General features: G+C 34.5%; 14 protein-coding genes and 9 pseudogenes. 19 read left to right on the top strand and 4 right to left on the bottom strand.

Annotated features, from left to right (window positions below; all coding sequences use genetic code 11):
* Positions 1-24: 24 nt before the first annotated feature.
* The 4 genes and pseudogenes from IGL70_RS13335 to IGL70_RS13320 form a co-directional block, all read left to right on the top strand.
* The gene (locus IGL70_RS13335) at positions 25-378 is read left to right on the top strand and encodes a GIY-YIG nuclease family protein (protein WP_240187868.1); all 354 of its coding nucleotides are present in this window, start codon (positions 25-27) and stop codon (positions 376-378) included.
* 120 nt (positions 379-498) lie between these two features.
* The gene (tnpA, locus tag IGL70_RS13330; RefSeq protein ID WP_002287522.1) at positions 499-903 is read left to right on the top strand and encodes an IS200/IS605-like element ISEfa4 family transposase; all 405 of its coding nucleotides are present in this window, start codon (positions 499-501) and stop codon (positions 901-903) included.
* Between the two features lie 16 nt (positions 904-919).
* Positions 920-2,068 (top strand): IS200/IS605 family element RNA-guided endonuclease TnpB, encoded by a 1,149-nt coding sequence (tnpB, locus tag IGL70_RS13325; RefSeq protein WP_002323589.1) that lies wholly within the window; start codon positions 920-922, stop codon positions 2,066-2,068.
* A gap of 159 nt (positions 2,069-2,227) precedes the next feature.
* Positions 2,228-2,413, top strand: a pseudogene (locus IGL70_RS13320) (IS6 family transposase); the annotation flags it as partial.
* A 55-nt stretch (positions 2,414-2,468) separates the two neighbouring features.
* On the opposite strand, the pseudogene IGL70_RS13315 reads toward IGL70_RS13320, so the two are convergent.
* Positions 2,469-3,429 (bottom strand): annotated as a pseudogene (locus IGL70_RS13315) (IS256 family transposase); the annotation flags it as partial.
* Positions 3,430-3,558: 129 nt separating this feature from the next.
* Between IGL70_RS13315 and folE the strand changes: the two are divergent.
* From folE to IGL70_RS13300, 3 genes are all read left to right on the top strand, one after another.
* Complete coding sequence (gene folE, locus IGL70_RS13310; protein WP_002295193.1) at positions 3,559-4,218, top strand: GTP cyclohydrolase I FolE; 660 nt, start codon at positions 3,559-3,561, stop codon at positions 4,216-4,218.
* A 13-nt stretch (positions 4,219-4,231) separates the two neighbouring features.
* Entirely contained in the window at positions 4,232-5,176 is a 945-nt protein-coding gene (locus tag IGL70_RS13305) for an SDR family oxidoreductase (RefSeq protein WP_002326559.1), read from the top strand.
* A 179-nt stretch (positions 5,177-5,355) separates the two neighbouring features.
* Positions 5,356-6,525 (top strand): IS256 family transposase, encoded by a 1,170-nt coding sequence (locus IGL70_RS13300; RefSeq protein WP_002343733.1) that lies wholly within the window; start codon positions 5,356-5,358, stop codon positions 6,523-6,525.
* A gap of 118 nt (positions 6,526-6,643) precedes the next feature.
* Here the strand turns inward: IGL70_RS13300 and IGL70_RS13295 are convergent, their stop codons facing one another.
* Entirely contained in the window at positions 6,644-7,834 is a 1,191-nt protein-coding gene (locus tag IGL70_RS13295; RefSeq protein ID WP_002324630.1) for an IS256-like element ISLgar5 family transposase, read from the bottom strand.
* A 146-nt stretch (positions 7,835-7,980) separates the two neighbouring features.
* Here IGL70_RS13295 and IGL70_RS13290 point away from each other — a divergent pair, with 146 nt between their 5' ends.
* From IGL70_RS13290 to IGL70_RS13260, 7 genes and pseudogenes are all read left to right on the top strand, one after another.
* Positions 7,981-9,069 carry a hypothetical protein gene (locus tag IGL70_RS13290; protein ID WP_002326561.1) on the top strand — a complete coding sequence of 363 codons (1,089 nt, stop codon included), beginning with the start codon at positions 7,981-7,983 and terminating at the stop codon, positions 9,067-9,069.
* A 210-nt stretch (positions 9,070-9,279) separates the two neighbouring features.
* On the top strand, positions 9,280-9,684 hold the full coding sequence (tnpA, locus tag IGL70_RS13285; protein WP_002287522.1) for an IS200/IS605-like element ISEfa4 family transposase: 405 nt from the start codon (positions 9,280-9,282) through the stop codon (positions 9,682-9,684).
* A gap of 16 nt (positions 9,685-9,700) precedes the next feature.
* Positions 9,701-10,849, top strand: coding sequence for an IS200/IS605 family element RNA-guided endonuclease TnpB (tnpB, locus tag IGL70_RS13280; RefSeq protein WP_002323589.1), 1,149 nt, complete (start codon positions 9,701-9,703; stop codon positions 10,847-10,849).
* An 854-nt stretch (positions 10,850-11,703) separates the two neighbouring features.
* A pseudogene (locus IGL70_RS13275) lies at positions 11,704-13,022 on the top strand (IS1380-like element IS1678 family transposase).
* Positions 13,023-13,367: 345 nt separating this feature from the next.
* Positions 13,368-13,811, top strand: a pseudogene (locus tag IGL70_RS13270) (peptidylprolyl isomerase); the annotation flags it as partial.
* Positions 13,805-14,020 (top strand): annotated as a pseudogene (locus tag IGL70_RS13265) (DUF4368 domain-containing protein); the annotation flags it as partial. The pseudogenes IGL70_RS13270 and IGL70_RS13265, both read left to right, overlap by 7 nt.
* Positions 14,021-14,024: 4 nt before the next feature.
* Positions 14,025-14,291, top strand: a pseudogene (locus tag IGL70_RS13260) (protein adenylyltransferase Fic); the annotation flags it as partial.
* A gap of 413 nt (positions 14,292-14,704) precedes the next feature.
* On the opposite strand, the gene IGL70_RS13255 reads toward IGL70_RS13260, so the two are convergent.
* Positions 14,705-15,614 (bottom strand): IS982 family transposase gene (locus tag IGL70_RS13255; protein ID WP_096705445.1). Its coding sequence is split into 2 segments (ribosomal slippage): positions 14,705-14,881 and positions 14,883-15,614, totalling 909 coding nucleotides; the frame shifts between segments, so codons are not numbered across the junction.
* A gap of 496 nt (positions 15,615-16,110) precedes the next feature.
* Between IGL70_RS13255 and IGL70_RS13250 the strand changes: the two genes are divergently transcribed.
* The gene (locus tag IGL70_RS13250; protein ID WP_002290383.1) at positions 16,111-16,665 is read left to right on the top strand and encodes a tyrosine-type recombinase/integrase; all 555 of its coding nucleotides are present in this window, start codon (positions 16,111-16,113) and stop codon (positions 16,663-16,665) included.
* Positions 16,666-16,837: 172 nt separating this feature from the next.
* Here the strand turns inward: IGL70_RS13250 and IGL70_RS13245 are convergent.
* A pseudogene (locus IGL70_RS13245) lies at positions 16,838-17,320 on the bottom strand (tyrosine-type recombinase/integrase); the annotation flags it as partial.
* 2 nt (positions 17,321-17,322) lie between these two features.
* Here IGL70_RS13245 and IGL70_RS13240 point away from each other — a divergent pair.
* The 4 genes and pseudogenes from IGL70_RS13240 (at position 17,323) to IGL70_RS13225 (ending at position 21,095) form a co-directional block, all read left to right on the top strand.
* Positions 17,323-18,270: pseudogene (locus IGL70_RS13240) on the top strand (ring-cleaving dioxygenase).
* Between the two features lie 270 nt (positions 18,271-18,540).
* Positions 18,541-18,988 (top strand): annotated as a pseudogene (locus tag IGL70_RS13235) (substrate-binding domain-containing protein); the annotation flags it as partial.
* 3 nt (positions 18,989-18,991) lie between these two features.
* Positions 18,992-19,825 (top strand): LacI family DNA-binding transcriptional regulator, encoded by an 834-nt coding sequence (locus tag IGL70_RS13230; protein ID WP_306453869.1) that lies wholly within the window; start codon positions 18,992-18,994, stop codon positions 19,823-19,825.
* A 244-nt stretch (positions 19,826-20,069) separates the two neighbouring features.
* Positions 20,070-21,095: a LacI family DNA-binding transcriptional regulator gene (locus IGL70_RS13225; protein ID WP_002338088.1), complete on the top strand. Its 1,026-nt coding sequence runs from the start codon at positions 20,070-20,072 to the stop codon at positions 21,093-21,095.
* The last annotated feature ends 195 nt before the right edge of the window (positions 21,096-21,290 follow it).

Genomic DNA, 21,290 nt, shown 5'->3' with positions numbered 1-21,290 from the left:
TAATAACCCTAAAAGGAGGACGTTATGCCATACCATATATTTATTAATCGAGAATCTGGAAATGATAATATTTCTGTTTTTTATGATGAACCTACTTTTGTAGTTATTGCCAATAAAGACGATTTACCAGCAATTCAATTAATTGAGGAATCTCAAAAACCAGGTATATATATATTACTAGGAGATAATAAACGTTATGTAGGTCAAGCCTCTAATTCTATTTTTTCTAGGTTACAACAACACAATACAAATAAACCATGGTGGAACAAATTAATATTTTTTGGACGTGAAGATGGGCATCTATCTAAAGCACAACTAGATCTTTTAGAACGTTTAACAGAATTAGGCAGAAGTCGCCCATCCTCTATAGGTGGGTGATGAATGCCGTTCGGTATGAGGGTTACCGTTGGTAACTCGAAGACCGACAACTAAGGCGTATTGCCTTTTTATTTTGTCCCATGTTACAATCAGTCTATACAAGAAATGAGTTGATATAACATGGAATTAGATACAAATAATCATTCAGTATTTCTTCTTTATTACCACCTTGTTTTAGTAACGAAATATCGTAGACAAGTGATTGATGATGAAATATCTGATTATGCCAAAACTACTTTTGAAAGAATTTCAGAATCGTATCACATTACTTTAGTGGAGTGGAATCATGATAAAGACCACGTTCATATTATGTTCAAAGCTCAACCTAAAACAGAATTGACAAAATTCATCAATGCCTATAAAAGTGCCAGCTCAAGATTGATAAAACGTGACTTTCCAAGAGTCAAACAATTTCTTTGGAAAGAAATGTTCTGGTCTAAAAGCTTTTGTCTTCTGACAACTGGTGGCGCACCAATTGATGTGATTAAGAAGTATATCCAAAATCAAGGAAACAATCATAAATAGAAAGTAGGTGAACTTTATGGAACAACTAAAAGCATACAAATTCAGAATCTATCCAACAGAGGAACAAGAAATCTTCTTTGCCAAATCTTTTGGTTGTGTCCGTAAGGTCTACAATCTAATGCTTGATGACCGAAAAAAGGCGTATGAAGAAGTTAAAAATGATTCTTCTAAAAAAATGACTTTTCCGACACCAGCTAAATACAAGAAAGAATTTCCGTTTTTGAAAGAAATTGATAGCCTTGCTTTAGCCAATGCCCAACTTAATTTAGATAAAGCATACAAGAATTTTTTTCGGGATAAATCCGTTGGATTTCCACGTTTCAAAAGTAAGAAAAATCCTGTTCAGAGTTATACAACGAATAATCAAAATGGTACAATTGCTTTGATTGATAGTAAATTCATCAAAGTTCCTAAATTGAAGTCATTAGTAAGAATTAAGCTTCATAGACAACCAAAAGGGATTATCAAATCTGCTACAATATCACGTCATTCTAGCGGTAAATACTATATTTCTTTGTTGTGTAAAGAAGAAATTATCGAATTACCTAAAACTAATTCCACAATTGGTATTGACTTAGGCATTATGGACTTTGCGATTCTTTCTGATGGACAAAAAATTGATAATAATAAATTCACGTCCAAAATGGAAAAGAAACTAAAGCGTGAACAACGCAAATTGTCTAGGCGTGCTTTATTGGCTAAAAATAAAGGTACCAATCTATTTGAAGCTAAAAATTATCAAAAACAAAAACGCAAAGTAGCTAGATTGCATGAAAAAGTAATGAATCAACGTACTGATTTTCTGAATAAGTTGAGTACAGAAATGATCAAAAATCACGATATTATCTGTATTGAAGACTTAAACACAAAAGGTATGTTGCGAAATCATAAATTAGCTAAAAGTATTTCTGATGTTTCTTGGTCAAAGTTTGTGACTAAATTACAATACAAGGCTGACTGGTATGGACGAAAAATCATCAAAGTAGATAAATGGTTTCCGTCTAGTCAGATTTGTTCAGAGTGCGGACATAAAGATGGCAAGAAATCTCTTGAAATTCGAGAATGGACTTGTCCTGTTTGTCATACTCATCATGATCGTGATATCAATGCTAGTATCAATATTCTGACCGAAGGTCTAAGACTACATTCTATGGGATTGGCTTAGATCCAATCATCAAGAACCGTAGGAACTACGGGGATAGCTTGGTAAATAAGAGACACCGCTGTTAGTAAAGAAATACGCTATCAAGTATGCTCTATTCCCAAGAAGCTCCCACTTCAAGCGTTAAGAACCGTCAGGTTTAGCTAAGTGGTGAGTAGTTCACTAGAACAAGACCATCGACCTATTAAACGACGAAATAAATTTTATCAAAGTCTCCGTACAGCCTCTTCCACGATTAAGGGCATGGAGACCATTCGAGGAATATATAAAAAGAACCGAAGAAATGGAACGCTCTTCGGCTTTTCGGTGTCTACTGAAATCAAGGTATTAATGGGAATAACAGCCTAAGATATTTGGAGTTCAGAGAGGGCGCGTTTGATTTTCAAACTTCGCAACAGAACCCTTTAGGAAATTGAGTGAAGGTCAAGAGATTTTCGGTCTCTTGAAGAGAATGGGTCATCCTGGGATAACGTTTCTGCCACTTGTCAATAAAAGTTTGAATCATTTCTTTACCTTCTTGAGTAGTACTGGCGTGATGAATTTTTTTGAAATCACTGGCTACTTCTTGACGATCAGAAATACGAACTTTTCCCATAATGTTTCGATTAATGTGCACTAGGCAACGTTGAAATTTTGCCTGAGGGTAATTTCTTTCGCAGGTATTTTGAATAGCAGTCATGCCATCGGCAACAAATGAGTTGGACGTCAGTTAAGCCCCGAGAAACAAGACTACCTAGCAACTCTGACCATGCAATATCTGATTCCTGTGGGGCAATAAGATAGTCCAAAATTTCTTTCTCACCAGAAGAAGTAATTCCTAAGGCAATGTGTACTGCTTCTTTTTGAACAGCATCACGTCTTAACGGAATATACGTCGCGTCTAGAAATAGACAAACATATTGCGAATGAAAAATAGGACGAGAATGAAAAGCAGTCACTTGTTCGTCCACCATTTTGGTGATGTTAGAAATAGTAGTTGGACTATAATGTGAGCCATACATTTTTTCAATTAAATCAGCAATTTCTCTAGTGGTAATGCCTTTTTCATAGAGCTGAATGATGGTTGTTTCTAAACTATCAATACGATGAGTGTATGGAGGAATCAACGATTGATGAAACTCTCCTTTTCTGTCCCTAGGGACACGGACATTGATTTGACCAAACTGTGTGTCTAGTCGTCTGGTGTAATCGCCATTGCGATAGTTTCCGTTATTAAAGCGCACATAAGGATCATATCCTAAAATAGCAGTAAGTTCGCTTTCTAAAAGAGAATTCATTGTACTTTCAGGTTGATTGCGAAAAACTTCTGTTAAATTGGTATTTTCTAGTAGTGCTTGAGCGATTTCTTTGTTAAACTGATTCATAGGGAAGACCTCCGTTTGATTTGGTTTAGTTGCTTTAATCATACGAATAAGGTCTTCCTTTTTCAATACCCTAATTTACACAAACTATTTTACGCTCTCAAATCATCAGTAACTAAGGAGACATGACAAATGATGATGAATGAAGATTATAATGAAGACCGCTATAGCGAAGAAAATTTATTAGAAAGTAATTTTCCCAACTTAAATAAAAATTCTTCCCAATTTCAAGAAAAACTAGAAGATGTTCATGAAATAGAGAACGCCTTAAAAACCTTAATGACCTTGTGTGGACAAGACGAAAAAAATCCTGATTTAGATAAAACACCGTTTAGAGTAGTCAAAGCTTTTCTAGAATATACGACAGGTTACAGGGAAGACCCAGCTTCTCATTTAGAAAAAACCTTTGATATTACCCAAAATGATCCGATTATTGTGAAAGATATAGAATTTTATTCCATGTGTGAACACCATTTTGCTCCTTTTTTTGGAGTGGCTCATGTGGCTTACATTCCTAATAAAAAAGTAACAGGATTATCTAAAATTGCTCGAGTAGTAGAAGGTTACGCCAGACGTTTTCAAGTGCAAGAAAGATTGACCAATCAAATTGCCGATGCTATTGAGTCAGTTTTAGAACCACGTGGTGTAATGGTGGCGATTGAAGCGAAACATTTATGCGTTTCAAGTCGCGGGGCAAAAAAAGAAGAAGCGAAAACTTTTACCCTAGTAAGCCGGGGTGTCTATCGGGACAATCCTGCGTTACGTTCAGAGTTTATGATGGCCATTAAGTGAGGAGGTAGGGAAGTTGATTAATAAAGTTGTCTTTATTACAGGAGGAACAAGAGGAATTGGGAGACAAATAGCCCTTATTTTTGCGAAAGCTGGGTATCAACTTGCCTTAAATTATCACCATAATCAAAAAATAGCCCAAGAATTTCAGCAAGAATTAATGACTTCTTTTTCCACCACTGTCCGCCTTTATCCAGGAGATATTGGAAGGGAAGAGGAAGTAGTGAACATGACTGAAAAAATTTATCAAGATTTTGGTCAGTTAGATATTCTAATTTTAAATGCTGGTCCATTTATTCATGAAGAAATTAAATTAAAAGACTATACCACGGATCAATGGCTGCACATGATGAATACTAATTTAAATAGTTTCTTCTATTTAATGAAGGCAATTCTTCCACATATGGAAAGGCAAAACTGGGGACGGATTGTTACGTTAGGTTACGATCAAATTGAACGAGTGACTGGTTGGCCTCAAAGAGGAGCATACAGTGCAGCAAAAACAGGGGTGGCAGCTGCCGTTAGAACTCTAGCAGTGGAAGAAAAAGAATTTAATATTACAGTAAATATGGTTTGCCCCGGAGATATTAAAGCCCAGTGGAAAGAAGCAAGCATTGAAGAAGCTGAAAAGGAACAATTAAGTGAACAGGCAAAAAAAGAAAAATTCATTGAAGGTACTAGAAAAGAAAAATTTCTTGAAGAAGTCAAAAAGGAAAAGGCCCCTGAAGAAGCTGAACAGGAAAAATCCGTTGAAAAAACTGAAAAACTCAACAAAGTAAAAAGAACCGACACTATCTCAAGTGCTTTTGAAAATGCCAACTCTAAAAGAAAAGCCACGGGTGAAGATGTGGCGCAGACGATTTACTTTCTCTGTCAAGATAGTGCTGAATATTTAACAGGGAATATTTTAAATCTAGCTGGAGGAGAAAATATTATTGCTCGAAAAATGACTGAAAAATAGCCTTATTTTTGATGGAATTTTTCCTCTTTAGAAGATACTTGAGTTTTGGTATAATCAAGGTAACATGGTGTTTAACTTTTGAGAGCGTAAAATAGTTTGTGTAAATTAGGGTATTGAAAAAGGAAGACCTTATTCGTATGATTAAAGCGACTAAACCAAATCAAACGGAGGTCTTCCCTATGAATCAGTTTAACAAAGAAATCGCTCAAGCACTACTAGAAAATACCAATTTAACAGAAGTTTTTCGCAATCAACTTGAAAGTACAATGAATTCTCTTTTAGAAAGCGAACTTACTGCTATTTTAGGATATGATCCTTATGTGCGCTTTAATAACGGAAACTATCGCAATGGCGATTACACCAGACGACTAGACACACAGTTTGGTCAAATCAATGTCCGTGTCCCTAGGGACAGAAAAGGAGAGTTTCATCAATCGTTGATTCCTCCATACACTCATCGTATTGATAGTTTAGAAACAACCATCATTCAGCTCTATGAAAAAGGCATTACCACTAGAGAAATTGCTGATTTAATTGAAAAAATGTATGGCTCACATTATAGTCCAACTACTATTTCTAACATCACCAAAATGGTGGACGAACAAGTGACTGCTTTTCATTCTCGTCCTATTTTTCATTCGCAATATGTTTGTCTATTTCTAGACGCGACGTATATTCCGTTAAGACGTGATGCTGTTCAAAAAGAAGCAGTACACATTGCCTTAGGAATTACTTCTTCTGGTGAGAAAGAAATTTTGGACTATCTTATTGCCCCACAGGAATCAGATATTGCATGGTCAGAGTTGCTAGGTAGTCTTGTTTCTCGGGGCTTAACTGACGTCCAACTCATTGTTGTCGATGGCATGACTGCTATTCAAAATACCTGCGAAAGAAATTACCCTCAGGCAAAATTTCAACGTTGCCTAGTGCACATTAATCGAAACATTATGGGAAAAGTTCGTATTTCTGATCGTCAAGAAGTAGCCAGTGATTTCAAAAAAATTCATCACGCCAGTACTACTCAAGAAGGTAAAGAAATGATTCAAACTTTTATTGACAAGTGGCAGAAACGTTATCCCAGGATGACCCATTCTCTTCAAGAGACCGAAAATCTCTTGACCTTCACTCAATTTCCTAAAGCAATTCGAGGTACTATCTATTCCACTAATATTATTGAATCGTTCAATAAACAGTTGAAAAGAAAAACCAAAGTTAAGGAACAATTTCCTAACGAAGAAGCCCTTGACCGTTTTCTTGTTACACAAATGGTCGCATACAATAATAAAAAAGCTGGTAGAGCACACAAAGGTTTCAAACAATGCCAAGACACATTGGATTCAATGTTTTAAGCGACTAATCAAACTGAATAAGGCTTAATTAATAAATTTACACAAACTTCTTGACACACCCAAACGAGGGAGCGTCAATAATTTTGTGTAAATGATTCTTCCCTACTGCAGATTGTTTCTAATTCTCAATCAGTTGGCTTAGCATTTGTTCAAGTTCGCCTTCGGCCTGTTGAAAGCCTTTATGACTGCGACCTAGGAATTTTTGGTTGTAAGTATCAAAAGACGAGACTAAGAAACGTTCCATCGACTCTTCGTTTTGGAACTGTTCCTTGCGGTGGCTGTATTTCTTGATTTGCTTATTAAAGGATTCAATCAAGTTCGTAGAATAAATACTCTTGCGTATGGCCAAGGGGAAATCATAGAAAGTGAGCAAGTGATCGTTCGAAAGAATCGATTCAACCACTTTTGGATAGCTGGTTTTCCATTTTTCCGCAAAAGCACCACGTGCTTCCAACGCCACCTCTTTAGATGAGGCTTGATACACCATTTTAAAATCATCACAGACTTCCTTACGATCATCGACACGCACTTTGTGACTGATATTACGGGAAACGTGTACACAACAATGTTGAAAACGAGCTTTGGGATAGAACCGACTAATCGCTCCTACCATCCCCTTTAAGCCATCCGTGATGAACAGGAGGACATTTTTCAAACCGCGCTCTTGAAGGTCCAATAAAATTTCCTCCCAAATCGTGATGGATTCAGTCGGTGCAATCGCATAGCTCAATACTTCCTTTGATCCGTCCGGGCGAATGCCAACTGCGATATGAATAGCTTCCTTGGCGACGGTTTTCCGCTTTAACGGAATATACGTTGCGTCCATATAAATAGCAGCATAACGGTCATGAAGCTCCCGCCCTTTAAACGCCGTTACCTCTTCTGTAAATGATTTTGTTATATTGGACATGGTTTGGGGCGTGTAGTGATGCCCATACATTTTCTCAATCAAGTCTGCGATTTCCGACATGGTAATACCTTTTCGGAAGAGGTGAATGACGGTCTCCTCTAACGTGTCATTCGTCCGTCTATAAGCAGGAACAGTCTGTTGCTTGAACTCACCATTGCGGTCGCGCGGAATCTGGAGATGAAGTTCCCCATACTCGGTCTTGACCGTACGGTCATAGGAGCCGTTACGAGAATTACCCGTGTTAAAACCAATGCGATCATACTTTTCGTAATCTAGGAAAGCCGTTAACTCCGTTTTGAGAAGCGTATTGACTGCTTTCTCCAAATGGACACGGAATAATTCATTCAAATCGCCTTTGTTCGCTAGAGTCTTTAGAATTTCTGTAGTAAAATCGTTCATAGGGAAGTCCTCTCTTCTGTGAATGTGTTGTGGTAACTCTATTCTACAGAAGGGACTTCCTTTTTTCTATTTACACAAAATATTTTACACTCTCAATTTTATGAAAAGATGTTATAATTAACTAAAAAATAATAGGGAGAAAACACATGTACTCAAAGAATTGGAAAAAAAAGTTAGTGATGGGTGTTATGGTAGGGTCTATTTTTGTTTTTGCAGGTTGTTCAGCTTCGACAGACAAAAGTAAAACGGCTACTTCAGAAACAAAAACTGCTGAAGTAGTAAAAAGTAAAATGAAACAAATAGAAAAAAATGTAGAGAAAATTTTAGCCGAAAAAGATAAAGATACAAAACTGTCGGAGTACAAAAAATTTGTTACTGAATCCAGTGCTTACTCTAAGTCAGATAAAACGGAGAAAAAAATTACTAATACCTATACAGAATCTATTAAGAAGATCAAAACAAATTTTAAAGAACAAGACGATAAAGACTTAAAAGAGAATACACTAGATAATCTTGAAGAAGCAACTGAAAATGATCTTTCTCAAAAAGTAAATACATTAGATGAACTCAAAAAATGGGTACAAAAAGAGAGTACTGATGTATATAGCCAAGCGGAAGTAGATTCATTAATCAAAAAAATTGACGATACAATTACCACATATAAAAACCAACTAGAGAAAATAAAAATTGATAATCAGGAGGCTACATCAACAGAGACTACAACAGAAAGTAGTGAGGTAGCTACTTTACAAGAAAATGTTTCCGAAGAACCACAAGTGGTCCACACGAATTTATTAAATTCTATTGAAGAAGCAGCTCAATATCTGGGACAAAAACTTCCACAATCGGGCGGTTCAGATGCATTTGAAAATGGGCAACAAAATTCTGATGGCTCGTTTACTTTTCATTATCAACTACATGGAGGTCCAGAAGGTATCACTTGGAATATCATTACAGTGAATAATAATGGTGAGATTATCCAAGATGATTATTTCAAAACTGTACCCAATGAAGCAACAAACAATAATGTCTCTACACTTAGTCAAGCAGCTATTTCAGAGTTAGAAGCTGCTCAACTTGCAATAGCTAAACACAATGAGTTAGGTAGACCTAATGCAACTGATGCCGGAAGAGAAACTACAGCAGACGGATATTATTTTTATTATATGGCCGATGGAACTGATCAGATGTATAAATATTTTGTAAGTAATTCTGGTCAAGTTCAAGCAGAATAACATTGAGTTATAATGATATTATCAGATGAACTGTATCATAAATTTTTAACAGAATTAGGCAGAAGTCGCCCATCCTCTATAGGTGGGTGATGAATGCCGTTCGGTATGAGGGTTACCGTTGGTAACTCGAAGACCGACAACTAAGGCGTATTGCCTTTTTATTTTGTCCCATGTTACAATCAGTCTATACAAGAAATGAGTTGATATAACATGGAATTAGATACAAATAATCATTCAGTATTTCTTCTTTATTACCACCTTGTTTTAGTAACGAAATATCGTAGACAAGTGATTGATGATGAAATATCTGATTATGCCAAAACTACTTTTGAAAGAATTTCAGAATCGTATCACATTACTTTAGTGGAGTGGAATCATGATAAAGACCACGTTCATATTATGTTCAAAGCTCAACCTAAAACAGAATTGACAAAATTCATCAATGCCTATAAAAGTGCCAGCTCAAGATTGATAAAACGTGACTTTCCAAGAGTCAAACAATTTCTTTGGAAAGAAATGTTCTGGTCTAAAAGCTTTTGTCTTCTGACAACTGGTGGCGCACCAATTGATGTGATTAAGAAGTATATCCAAAATCAAGGAAACAATCATAAATAGAAAGTAGGTGAACTTTATGGAACAACTAAAAGCATACAAATTCAGAATCTATCCAACAGAGGAACAAGAAATCTTCTTTGCCAAATCTTTTGGTTGTGTCCGTAAGGTCTACAATCTAATGCTTGATGACCGAAAAAAGGCGTATGAAGAAGTTAAAAATGATTCTTCTAAAAAAATGACTTTTCCGACACCAGCTAAATACAAGAAAGAATTTCCGTTTTTGAAAGAAATTGATAGCCTTGCTTTAGCCAATGCCCAACTTAATTTAGATAAAGCATACAAGAATTTTTTTCGGGATAAATCCGTTGGATTTCCACGTTTCAAAAGTAAGAAAAATCCTGTTCAGAGTTATACAACGAATAATCAAAATGGTACAATTGCTTTGATTGATAGTAAATTCATCAAAGTTCCTAAATTGAAGTCATTAGTAAGAATTAAGCTTCATAGACAACCAAAAGGGATTATCAAATCTGCTACAATATCACGTCATTCTAGCGGTAAATACTATATTTCTTTGTTGTGTAAAGAAGAAATTATCGAATTACCTAAAACTAATTCCACAATTGGTATTGACTTAGGTATTATGGACTTTGCGATTCTTTCTGATGGACAAAAAATTGATAATAATAAATTCACGTCCAAAATGGAAAAGAAACTAAAGCGTGAACAACGCAAATTGTCTAGGCGTGCTTTATTGGCTAAAAATAAAGGTACCAATCTATTTGAAGCTAAAAATTATCAAAAACAAAAACGCAAAGTAGCTAGATTGCATGAAAAAGTAATGAATCAACGTACTGATTTTCTGAATAAGTTGAGTACAGAAATGATCAAAAATCACGATATTATCTGTATTGAAGACTTAAACACAAAAGGTATGTTGCGAAATCATAAATTAGCTAAAAGTATTTCTGATGTTTCTTGGTCAAAGTTTGTGACTAAATTACAATACAAGGCTGACTGGTATGGACGAAAAATCATCAAAGTAGATAAATGGTTTCCGTCTAGTCAGATTTGTTCAGAGTGCGGACATAAAGATGGCAAGAAATCTCTTGAAATTCGAGAATGGACTTGTCCTGTTTGTCATACTCATCATGATCGTGATATCAATGCTAGTATCAATATTCTGACCGAAGGTCTAAGACTACATTCTATGGGATTGGCTTAGATCCAATCATCAAGAACCGTAGGAACTACGGGGATAGCTTGGTAAATAAGAGACACCGCTGTTAGTAAAGAAATACGCTATCAAGTATGCTCTATTCCCAAGAAGCTCCCACTTCAAGCGTTAAGAACCGTCAGGTTTAGCTAAGTGGTGAGTAGTTCACGTGAAATGTTTGTAATATCAATTGGAGAATGGTATATGGATTTACTAAAAGATAATAACTGTTATTTTTTAGTAAATTCATACTATTTAGAAAAGAATAATTTGCTGAATACTTGTAAACTATGTGTGATACTTATCTTATATGGATATAGACTCGTGGTGCTAGTTAATTTCAGCTTATTATAAACCAACATTTTCATTTTATAAAAACGACTAAAAACAGAATTTCTGAGTAAAATTTCAAAAGTAAAAATAGTGATATTATGCTCTTGTTCCTAGATTCAATAATTAACTAGCACCACGAGTTTATAAAATTGGCAATAAAATTTTAATCATATTATTTGTTACAAAGCATCTTTTTATCAAAAAAAGTCGGGGCTGGTTGCCAATGCTGAGAAGAGTAAAATCAGCCGTCCGAATGGAACAAAATTTTTGGTTTTTTGCTTTGATAAATACGCAAAGAAATATCAATTAAAGGCGTGGGAAAAGAACTATAGTTGAAATTTCATCTACCTATCTATAATAATTCTATCTTTATTACCTGAATAATTCATACTTTTAATTAAAACCATGTGAAACTGCCTCACGGCAGCTTACAATTACTTTTTCATCTTCACCCGTTAAGTGATGAAAAAAGAACCCCTTTCTGCTATGGTTAAAGTGACTAAACCAACCAAAAGAAAGGAGTTCTTTTCATGACTAGCTTACACAAAAACCAAGTAAAATTCAATTCAAATATCACTATTTCTCATACAGGTGGTCAATTATCGAGTGATTCGGGTCTCGTCCTAGTGAAAGAGCTAATGAACATCTTTGGTTTTTCTGAACTAGCTAAGCAACACATTCACATTGAAGACGAACGAGCGTATTTTACTCATGACAACTTATCCATACTTGAGCAGTTCATTATGCAATTAATTGCTGGTTACTCAGCTGATTCTGCAGCTAATCTCCTGAGACAAGATCCTGTGTTTAAAGCTGTTTTAGATAGGAAAGAACTCGCTTCTCAATCTTCACTTTCCCGATTTTTAGATCGACTATCTGAGGAGAATATCCATGAACTTCAAGCTTTGAACCAAGAACTTATCGATAAAGCACGCCTCATCCGTAATGATACGGAGTTAATCATTGATTTAGATTCGACCCATTCAGATACATTTGGTCACCAAGAACAAACGGATTATAATACACACTACCAAACCTATGGTTACCATCCATTGGTAGCTTTTGACGGATTGACTGGTGACTTCTTAAAAGCTGAACTACGTTCAGGAAATCAATATACATCAAAAGGCGTAAAGGAGTTTTTCACACCTTTATTAGAGCACTATAATCACTCTCTACCAAACACTGACATCTTGGTTCGTGGAGACAGCGGGTTCGCTACACCTGGTGTGTATGATTCGTGTGAATCAAAAAAGAGTCATTATGTTATTCGACTGAAGAATAATCGTAGACTAGGTCAAATAGCTGAGAAATCAGTACTTTATGGCGATAATCAAAAGTGGGAAGAACGAGAAGTTCAGTACTTCTCGACCACTTATCAAGCACAATCCTGGTCACAAAGTCGTCGCGTGTGTATACGCTCAACACGTGAAGCGGGCGAACTACTCTTTCGACATGAATTTATCGTGACGAATCTATCAGAAAATGTTTCTCCTGATACCATCTTTTCTATCTATGCCAAACGTGGCACAATGGAGAACTTCATTAAAGAAGCGAAAGCTGGCTTTTACTTTGACAAAACAGACAGTCCTCGCTTTTGGAGAATCATGTCCGAATGATGCTCAGCTTGATAGCTTACAACTTAGTCAACTTCTTAAGAACGATTGGCTTTGAAGAAGTCCAAAAGGGAATGACCATTCATTCTATTCGATTGAAGTTTCTGAAAGTTGCTGGGAAATTAGTCCAAACGGGTAGACGAGTCTATCTCAAATTATCTAGTTATCATGTGTATCAGAATGAATTCTACAGGGTCTTTGCTCGCCTGAGGCGAGCCAGTCAATGGATCTAATCCAACAATCTAACGATTTTTTTACTGGGAAGTTATCCAGGGAGAAGTATGCTCAAAATGCCTTACACCCAAAATTTATTCCTCAATATTTTTGAACAGTGAATGTTTGAAGTAACTTTTTAGTCAAAATCAGTTGATAGGGATATTAGTGATACATATTTCAATAAAATGTGCCAAAGAATTAAAGCTATGAATTATTCAGGTTATTAATTAGTTTAATAACTTTTATATACTCATTTACACGTTATTTAATAAGAGACCACGGTTAAATAAAAATAGATTATATAATAAGAAGGAATTAAGAGACATTTTTAATTTATTCCGAAAAGTGAAAAATAAATTTCTAAAAAACATATCAAATTGATCGATGAAAATCTAAAAACAGATTGAAAATCTTTTCATGCAGAAGATATGAAGAAAGCTGTTGATAAGGGAGACGATTTCTCTAAATTAGCCAAAGACAATAAAGTAAAAGAAGATAGCGAAAAACGGAAAAGTGAAGCTTGATTCAACTAATACAACTATTCTGGTGACAGTCAAAGAAGCATCCTTTAAGTTGAAAGACGGCCAAATTTCTGATGTGATCACTTTCACCAATGATTCAACTTATGATCCATAAATACTATGTAATCAAAAATGGTAAAAAATTAGAATAAAGGCAACGGAATGGATAAATACAAAAAACAATTGAAAGAAATTACTACTGAAACGAAATTGAGCAACAATGAATTTCAAAATAAAGTAGTCGATAAAATATTGAAAGACGCTAATGTAAAAAGTAAAAATTAAAGTCAAAAATAAAATCCGAAGAGGAGAAAGTACAGGGTACGGATAGATTCCTTGAAACTATTAGTAAATACAAAGATGTTACAGAGTTAAACCGTTCTATGCTGTGTGAGCTGATTGATTCAATTTACGTGTATCAAGCAGAGGGAATCGGTAAAGAACGTACTCAAAAAGTAGAAATCAATTATAGGTTTCTAGCAGTGTCTCATTGATACATTCTCTGAAGGAAATGGGCGAAGTATGCGGATTTGGTTGGATCTTATGTTAAAGAAAGAACTACAAAAGGTAATTGATTGGAATTTAGTAGATAAGGAAGACTATTTATCTGCTATGGAACGTAGTCCAATCAACGATTTAGAAATTAGTCATTTACTTTCTCAAGCACTAACAGAACAAATCCATGATCGTCAACTATTTATGAAAGGAATTGATGTAAGTTATTTTTATGAGGGGTATTCAGAGTATACGATTGATGATCTATAAATCTGTTTAGGTTTAATGTATTTCTACACAATTATTCTTACAATAAGAAAAGAGCTAACATAGAGACTCATAGAAAGTATGAAGGACTTTCTATGAGTCTTTGTTTTTTCAAAATAGGTATATAAATAACATATGAATTCTTTTTTTGTTTTATGATAAAAATATGTAGTACCTAAAGTGACCAAAATATACTTGATAAAAAATGAGTGAGAAAAGTAAAGTGAAATAAAAAATTGTCACTTTAGGTACTTTGGTACTTAGTAAAGGATTATTTATTTCACTAAAGTATATAAAACGGAATTAATACAGGATACATAGAAAATTTGTCATACTTTCTATGTGTCCATATTAAGTAAAGATTCCCCGTTTTCCCGTTAAATTTAAAAGATAAACACCCGTGGTGCTAGTTAATTTTAATATCCTAAAGAATATCTCAAAGTTCCTTCAAAACGTCGTCGTGCTCGACTTAATAGAACACTGTAAGCCAGTAATATGCTTTCAAATCTACTCTCTAGCCCTTTAACAGAACGTGAGTTGAAATTTTGACAACCTAATTTTTCTAAGGAAGAAAAAACAGTCTCAACTGTTTTTTCTTTGTTTTCCAAGTAAGCTGTGGTCTAGTTTTTCTGATTTATCCATATTTTTACGTGGCAGAACGGATATAGTAATGCCCTTAAGGGCAAGCTTTTCATGGATTTTATGGCTAATATATCCTTTGTCCCCTAGGATATTGGGAAGATTCGCTTCTTCCGATAAAGTCTCTAACACTTTCACGTCATGGACACCTGGATTCGTGATTGAGTAAGTAATCGGAAAGCCAGTCTTAGTAACGATCATATGAATTTTAAGACCATAAAAATAAGATTTTTTTGTTGAGTTATAGCCAACTTTGGCTATGTGATTCAATAGTTTTGCTTGTCTATTTCTAACTGGTTTACATAATGGATTAGGAAAACTATCTATAATTCCGACTAGTTCACCTTTGGTGAGCTTCTTGATGAAAAAGTATCGAATAATCTTGATAGTGTAAGCTAAGTTTGAACTTAAGCGAGTGAATCGACTCCTACTAGGAAAGTCACCATTAGGAAATAAGACGGAACAAACCGCTCTATACGTGGCTCTTTGGCTAGTATAGCCATTAATTATGCCCCATACAACACAAGCAATAATCACTGTATCGCGTTGCTTCAGTTGATCAGTATTTCTTCGGTTTTTAATCTTATCTGGTACACAATTGTGGTATATGTTAGAAACAGTTCTCATAATTTCCTTGAATGTTATAAAAGTATCTGTATAATGTTCAGTATATTTTGATGAACGCATATGTAGTCCTCATTTCTTGGGAGTTTTGAGACTACTATATGCGTTTTTTTGTTGATTTACCAACATGTTTAGACATTTTCCTCTAGGAAAAAATTAACTAGCACCACGGGTTAATAAAAATATTTTATTAATGAAAAGCTTGGTAGCACGGTTATTCATATGCTAATTTATTTCACTTTATAGTAAGGGGAGTTCTTAGTATATTGTTCAAATTTAAATTTCATATAATTTAATTATGTAAATTAGCTATTCTAAGAACTTCTACGGATAACTGCCCGTCTAAAATTTAAATAAGAGCTTAGAATCTTCATATAAGTAAGGTTAATTTTTTTGTACAAAAAAGTCAGAATATTCTGAGTTACTGAAATGATATAAAATCATAAACTAAATCCCTTGATTTTATTGACTTTCAAAAGTTTATATATATAAGTTAATGATTATGGTAAAATATATACATAATCATTAACTCAGAATATTTTTAAGAAGGGAAACAATAGTGAGCTATAATGTACAACCGTTAAGGACAAATGAAGAGATACAAGATTTTCAGTTTTGGCTAAGAAGAACAAGTAATCCGGAAAGAGATAGTTTTTTATTTTTGTTTGGAATCAATAATGGGTTACGTATGTCAGATATTATAGGATTAAAGGTTGGAGATATACGAGGCAAAAGTAAGCCTATTATTGTTGAACATAAAACAGGTAAGCGAAAACCGATTTTTATAGATAATTTGAGAGAAGAAATTTTATTATATACTGAAGGTAAAGAAGAAAATGATTGGTTATTTCCGAGTCGGCAACAAGGTCGACATATAACAAGGGATCGTGTCTATCAGATATATGCAGATATAGCAGAAAAATTAGGACGAGATGATATAGGAACACATACATTAAGAAAAACTTTTGGGTATCACTACTACAAGAAAACTAGAGACATTGCTACCTTAATGTTTATTTTTAATCATAGCTCGCAAGCAATTACAAAAAGGTACATTGGTATAACTGAAGATGAAATAGGAGCATCACTTCGTGGATTTAAACTAGGTGTATAATTTAAAAATTTTTATAAACAGTAAAGACAAAGATTAAAAGCTATTTTTATCTAGAACGATTTTATTTCATAAAGTTCGCGGAATAAAAGCTGGGGTTACTGGTACTTGGTATAGGTTCGTGTTATATAAACTAAGTAATTAAATAACATTTTTAGGTTGGAAAAGGATGAAATTAAAAAAAGAGAATCAATACGGTCTCAAAAACGCAAACGCTGCGGAATAAGAAAAATACTGATAACTCAACGTTTAGCAGACTATCTAATAGGGATAGTCTGCTTTTTTCGTTTTTGACCATACTTTTGACCTTCTGCAAACTTCCTTGCTTTTCCTCTGTAGAACTCATGAAATCTGCAAAACGAATTGCCGTTTCCTCTGTCTGCTTTTTCGCGATATGGGTGTATATATCATCCATAGTGGTTTTAATATCTGTATGTCCAAGTCGAACATACACTTCTTTGACAGACGCACCAGATTCAAAGAGCAGACTACAATGGGTATGACGAAAACCATGAAGTGTGATATGTTTTAAGTTATTCTCTTTAATGATGATTTTCAAATTGTGATTTACATAGTCTAAATAAAGGGGCTTATTTTCTTCTGATGAAAACAAAAGTTGTTCACCATCTTTTATAGGTTTGATTCTCATTTTTAGATATTATGCCCGCACGTATTCATCACATTTCTATTGTGAATCACTTTATTCGACCGACATTTGACTTTTATCATAATATACTCGGTTTAAAATTACTAATGAAAACAATTAATCAAGACGATCATACCATGTATCACCTGTTTTTTTCAGATAATCACCACCGTGTGGGAACTGAACTGACTTTTTTTGAAGTACAAGAAGGGAACAACCAGTTTTTTGGAACCAATACGATTGAACGAACGATACTAAAAGTTCCTTCCGAAGCATCATTGCATTTTTGGGAAATATATTTTGAAACACAAGGCGTTTGCCATTATGGAATCGAATCATTTTCTGGACGACCTATCTTACGTTTTGAAGGGCCAGATGCAACACAATTAGCTTTAGTTCCCTTACGCGAATTTGAAGATATTGATGATTATTTCCCGTATGTCACAGACCAGATCCCTACAGAGCATGCCATTTTAGGAATTGATGCCATTCAACTACGCGTACAATATTCCGATGCGACTGAACGAGAGTTATTGTCTGTAGGCTGGTAGCACAAAGAATACGTCAGTTTCTTTTCGGGTCATCAACGAGTGACAATCTTAGAAAATCAAGACACTCAGTTCTATCAAGAAGTTCAGATTATTCAAGATCGTGAGAATCCAGTTGCCATTGAAGGGATTGGTAGCGTCCATCATGTTGCGTTTGGCGTAGAAAATAAATCTGATTTACAACGCATCGACAAACAATTACAAGAGCGCAATTTTATAAATTCAGGAATAAAAGATCGTGAATTTTTTGTATCACTTTATTATCGTGACCCAAATCAATTATTGATTGAAATTGCTACAGGGGAAGGAAACCTAGATGCAAAAGCGTATGAAAATCAAAGTCCACGCTTTGAAGAAATTCCTTTATTTTTACCGCAGTACTTAAATTTCATTCGTGAACAAGTGGAGCAATAATTAGCTAATCAAATCCATGACGAAGAGTAAGAGGTTGACTCATAAGTCAAAAAATAAAGAAAAACGCATCAAATCCATTCTAAAGAATGTTGATTTGATGCGGTTCCTATTTTTATAAACTATCATTTTCGACTAATAAAACTACTTATGAGTCAGCCTCTCTTTTTTTCTTGATTTTTATACCTCTTTCTAGGTAAACTAAACATCTGCCAAAAATACCGTGTCTCATTGAAACATTCTCAACTATTTCAAAATAAAGGGGAGTACCAAATGAACGAGTATATTGAAATTATCCACGCAAGAGAAACAACTTAAAAATGTCAGTCTCAAAATTCCCAAAAATAAAATTAGTATTTTTACCAGCGTATCTGGTTCAGGAAAATCATCGATTGTTTTTGATACTATTACCCAAGAAGCTGGTCGTCAACTGAATGACACCTATGATAGTTTTACCCGTTTATTTTTACCTAAATACAGTCGTCCAGAGGTTGATGAGATTGATAATCTTTCTACGGCGATTGTGGTCAATCAAAAGAAGATTGGTGGCAGTGCGCGCTCAACGTTAGGGACGATTACTAACATCAATGCGTTATTTCGTGTGTTGTTTTCATGTTTTGCAACACCTAGTTTAGGATATGCAAATGCTTATTCATTTAATGATCCTAGTGGAATGTGTTCTGTCTGTCAGGGAATCGGTAAGACGATTGCATTTTTAATAGGATTGCTTTATTTTTCGGCTATTGATAATGCTGATTTTGTATTTTCTGATCCATTTACCGCAGAAGTTTTGTCTGGAATTGAGGAACAGGCAAAGAATCATGGTTATTTTGTATTGGTGCATAATGTTAATTCAGCAGAAGATGTTAAAACTATTCAGAGAAATTGGCGTTTTGAGGGGTTCATTGTTGTTGGTGTACGTGTAAAAGAATTTTTGGAATTAAATAACGTTTTTGATGGTCCTGTTGTTTATATTGATACGCATCTTTCAAAAGAGACATTAAGAGAACTTGAACAACAAATGAATCGTTTATTTGTAAATACAAATGATTACCAAACTAGTACATTGGCAGCGGAACATTTGATTCATTATGGTCATGAGAAAATAGCGTTTCTTTCTTTTGACTACATTGTAGGTGAACCAAGTGTTATTCAAGAACGACATCAAGCTTATATCGATACATTAAAGAAATATCATTTAACCTTTAAATCGCATTGGATATATAACAACTCTGAATTTGAGCGAATTTATCAAGAATTAGCTGAATTTACTGCAATTGTTGTTACTGGAGATTATTTAGCAGCTAAATTAGTAAAATTTTTAAAAAATAAGAATAAACGAGTGATGGAACAATTATCGATTATTGGATTTGATGATATTACTTTTGCAGAATTAATGGATCCTGCGTTGACAACAATACGACTAAATCCAGGTAACAAGGGGGCGATTGCTTTTCACCAACTGATTGGACTGGCCAAACATGAAGAAATAAAAAATCAAGTACTACTATTAGAGGGAGAATTGATTTCTCGAGACTCTGTTCACAAAATCAAATAAAAAAGCTCTGTGAAATAAGTATAGTTAACAATAAAATATCCGAACGATAGAGAGAATGAACTGTGATCTAGCAGTTCCTCGTCGCAAATTCACTAGAATTAGCATTATTTACTCTAAATTGTTCGGATATTTTTTCTTGTTTTTAATTATGATTACAGTGCCTATTTTTAACGAAATTTGCTTATTTTCAAAATGTATGATTATATGTTAGTAAACACTTTCAAATATGAAAAGAGGAGCTATTATGGTAGGAATTAGGGATGTTGCAAAACGGGCGGGTGTGTCCATTGCAACAGTATCGCGCGTGCTAAATGAGGATCCGACACTTTCAGTAACCGATGAAACCAAACGAAAGATTGCAGAATCGGTTAATTTTTATCATTATGTCAAAAAAAGTCCCGTTGCAAAAAATTTAACAAATATTGCATTAATAACGACAGTTTCTGAAGTAGATGAGTTGGAAGACCCCTATTTTCGAACGATTCGCAGAGGGATTCAAGTCGAAGCAGAACAAAGCAAAGTCAATTTGAAGAAAATTATTCGTTTGTCAGAAACACCGTTGGAGCAAGACGATTTGCTAAAATGTCAAGGTGTGTTGATTATTGGGCAGGTGCTATCTTCTGTGATTGAAGAAGTATCAGCAATTAATTCGAATGTCGTAGTGATTGATGACCCTAGTATTGAAGCTGAAGTAGATGCAGTTTATACTGATTTAACAAAAGCAACGAATCAGCATTTAGATCGATTGTATAAAAAAGGACACCGAAACATTGCGTTTATCGGAGGAGGACGTGTTCGTTTAGATAGCCAAGGAAATAAACACGTGTCAGATGATGATTATCGAAAAATAGCCTATGAGACGTGGATGAAACAAAAAGGATTAGAAAAATATAGTCAAATTTATTTAGAAGGCTGGACCACACTTGACGGAATGCAGGCAGCAGATTTACTTTTGAAAAAACATGCTAAAGATAAGTTGCCGACTGCTATCATGGTAGGAAATGATCCTATTGCTGTGGGGGTTTATCGTTCACTTCAAAAAAATGGTCTACATATTCCAGAAGATATTTCGATTGTGAGTTTTGATAATATTGAAGTTGCTGAATTTTTAACGCCTGCATTAAATACGGTGAATGTGAATACAGAAGAAATTGGAAAACTAGCAGTTCGCATGGTTAATGAACGAATAAAAGAAGTTAGAAATGTTTCGATCAAAGTGATTGTTTCTAATAATATTATTGTTAGAGAAAGTGAAAAAAATATCGATTAAAAAAGTAAACATCCAAAAAAGGGTGTTTACTTTTTTGTTTACTAATATTTTTAGTAAAAAATCTCGACAAAACATTAAGTAAACAGTTATGGTGTTGTTAGCAAAAAGAAAACGCATTCAAAACAGGAGGAATTAAGATGAAACATTTCAAAAAAATAGCTTTAACAGGGATAGCTGTTTTAACTGGGACATTAC

The sequence above is a fragment of the Enterococcus sp. DIV0901a genome, from assembly GCF_051711525.1.
Lineage (GTDB): Bacteria > Bacillota > Bacilli > Lactobacillales > Enterococcaceae > Enterococcus_B > Enterococcus_B faecium.
Note: the sequence above shows the minus strand (reverse complement) of the source record. Positions and strands in the feature narration are given on the sequence as shown.